At 66.0% G+C, this 2,851-nt stretch carries 2 protein-coding genes and 1 pseudogene; all 3 read right to left on the reverse strand.

Features of this window, described 5'->3' with window-relative positions:
- Positions 1-1,235 (reverse strand): cobyrinic acid a,c-diamide synthase CobB (locus JCM21793_RS22810; RefSeq protein ID WP_025031841.1); only part of this gene is annotated, 1,235 nt, incomplete at its 3' end.
- Positions 1,232-2,007: pseudogene (gene cobA, locus JCM21793_RS27920) on the reverse strand (uroporphyrinogen-III C-methyltransferase). The gene JCM21793_RS22810 and the pseudogene cobA, both read right to left, overlap by 4 nt.
- The gene (gene cobM / locus JCM21793_RS22820) at positions 2,004-2,768 is read right to left on the reverse strand and encodes a precorrin-4 C(11)-methyltransferase (protein WP_025031842.1); all 765 of its coding nucleotides are present in this window, start codon (positions 2,766-2,768) and stop codon (positions 2,004-2,006) included. The pseudogene cobA and the gene cobM overlap by 4 nt, the downstream one beginning before the upstream one ends.
- Positions 2,769-2,851 lie beyond the last annotated feature (83 nt).

The following is a 2,851-nucleotide window of genomic DNA, read 5'->3' on the forward strand; positions in this document are numbered from 1 at the left end:
CTGACGTCCGCAAGCGTGGCTAACGGGTCGTCGCTGCCGGGCTCCACCAGCCGCGAATAGTGGAACTCGTGGCCACGGATCGTCTCGCCCTTGCTGCCGATGGCGCAGTCACTCATGAGCGTGGCCTGCCGATAGCCGAGATTCATCTTGCGCTTCGCATAGCTCGTCACATGGCCGAGCAGACCCAGCATGGCGTGGGTCGTGCCGTCCGCATCTTCTAGCGCCTTGCCCAGAACCATGAACCCGCCGCACTCGCCATGAATGGGCCTGTTCTCCGCGAAAGCCTGCATCGAAGCGTGAAAATTCTCCGCAGCAGCAATCCGCCCCGCATGAAGTTCGGGATACCCACCCGGCAGCCAGCAAGCGTCGGCGCTCTCCGCCGGCCCTTCATCGGCAAGCGGCGAGAAGGGCAGAAGCTCCGCACCCGCCTCGCGCCAGTGGCGGGCGAGATGCGGATAGACGAAGCTGAAAGCGGCATCCTGCGCGATGGCGATGCGCTGGCCCGGCGGCGGCAGAAGCCGCGCCGCATCGCCGGCCTGCATGGAAAGCGGCACGGCGGCTTTCATCACCGCATCGAGATCGATGGACTGTTCCATCACATCGGCGAGCCGCTCGATGAAAGCTTCGAGCGCGGCATGTTCGCTGGCCTGCACAAGGCCCAGATGCCGCTCCGGCAGCGCCATGTCCGGATTGCGGTAGACCGCGCCCAGCACCGGAATGCCAATGGCCTCGATGGCGGCGCGCGCCATCGCTTCGTGGCGCGGGCTCGCCACCTGGTTGAGCACCACGCCGGCAATCCGCACTTTCGGGTCGTAGGCGGCGAACCCCTTTGCGAGCGCGGCGGCGGTCTGCGACTGGCCGGACACATCGAGAATGACAAGGCAGGGCACGTCGTAAAGCCGCGCAATGTCCGCCGCAGCGCCAGATCGTCCCGGCTCCGAAACGATGCCGTCGAACAGGCCCATGGCGCTTTCGATCAGCAGCATGTCGGCCTCTTCGCTTTGCCGGCTTCCAAGATGGGCGAGCAGATCCGGATGCATGGCCCAGCTGTCGAGATTGACGCCCGGATGCCCCGTCGCCGCCTGATGAAAACCGGGATCGATGTAATCGGGGCCCGATTTCGCGCCATGCACCGCAAGGCCGCGCCTTTTGAGCGCGCGCATCAGGCCGATGGTGACGCTGGTCTTGCCTGAACCCGAGCGCGCCGCGCCGATGATGATCGCCCGCGCAGTCATGAGAGCGCCTCGCGGAGCGCCACGATGCCGCCGATCACGATGATGGAAGGCGAGCCGAAGCCTTGTTCCTCGGCCTGCGAAACAAGGGACGAGAGCGTGGTGGTGATGATACGCTCATCCGGCTTGGTCGCATTCATGATGAGGCGGCCGCGGTGTCGCCCGCCATGCCGCCGGAGGTGAGTGCGTCCACGATCAGGGCAAGTTTGTGCATCCCCATATAGATGACGATGGGCTGTCCGGTCTTCGCAAGTGCGGCCCAGTCCAGATCGTCCGGCGTGCCGGCGGCGTGGCCGGTGGCGAAGATCACCGCCTTGTTCACCCCGCGCATGGTGGCGGGAATGCCCGCATCGGCAAGCGCCCCCACCGCCGAGGTGATGCCCGGCAGAAAGCGGAAGGGAATGCCGGCGAGCGCCAGCACCAGCGCTTCCTCGCCGCCGCGTCCGAACATGTTCGGGTCGCCGCCTTTCAGGCGCAGAACCCTGTGCCCCGCCTCGGCCTCGGCCACCATTAGCCGGTTGATTTCATCCTGCGCCGTGGAGGGTTGGCCAGCGCGTTTGCCGACGAAAATGTGCCGGGCCTCCGGCGCCGCCTTCAGGATCTCCGGGTCCACCAGCGCGTCATAGATCACCACATCCGCCGCATCGAGCGCGGCCAGAACGCCGAGTGTCAGGCAGCCAAAGCCGCCGGGGCCAGCACCCGCAAGCCACACATGGCCCGGCTCAAAAGGCGCTGGTTCAAAAGGCAGGCGGCTCAACGCCTCAGTCAGGCTCATAACCCCTCCCGCCCGCGAAACCGGCGCTGATAATCGGCGCTGTAGAGCGCGCTCTCGCGAAAATCCTCGGCACCCAGCCCCGGCCCGACAAGAATGAGCGCCGTGCGCTCGATGGGATTTTTCGCCATCTCTGCCTCGATGGTGGATAGCGTGCCGCGCAGAATGCGCTCATCCGCCCAGCTAGCGCGAGCGACAATGGCGACCGGGCAGTCGGGGCCGTAATGCGGGGTCAGCTCCGCCACCACACGGTCCAGCGCGTGAATGGCGAGATGAATGGCGAGCGTTGTGCCGGTGGCCGCGAAATTGGCGAGTGTTTCACCCTCCGGCATTTTCGAGGCGCGACCGGAAATGCGGGTCAGGACAAGGCTCTGCGCCACTTCGGGAATGGTGAGCTCACGCCCCAGCGCCGCCGCAGCCGCCGAGAAGGAAGGCACGCCCGGCGTCAGCGTGTAATCGATACCAAGTGCGGCAAGACGGCGGATCTGTTCGGCAACCGCGCTCCACACGGAAAGATCGCCCGAATGCAGCCGGGCGATATCCTCGCCCGCTTCATGGGCTCGGATATATTCCGCCTCGATCTCTTCAAGCGACATGGGCGCGGTGTTGACGATGCGCGCTCCCGGCGGGCAATGGGCGAGCAGTTCCTGAGGCACCAGCGAACCGGCATAGAGGCAGACCGGGCAGCGCGCGATCAGATCGCGGCCACGAACGGTGATGAGGTCGGCAGCGCCCGGTCCGGCGCCAATGAAATGAACGGTCATGATTGTCTTCCGGTGGTCGCGATGGCGCAGGTCACGCCGTCAAGTGTGAGCCTTGGCCCGAGAAGCCGGGCGGCGGGGCCGCA

It is taken from the genome of Nitratireductor aquibiodomus NL21 = JCM 21793 (assembly GCF_000615975.1).
Classification (GTDB): Bacteria; Pseudomonadota; Alphaproteobacteria; order Rhizobiales; family Rhizobiaceae; genus Nitratireductor; species Nitratireductor aquibiodomus.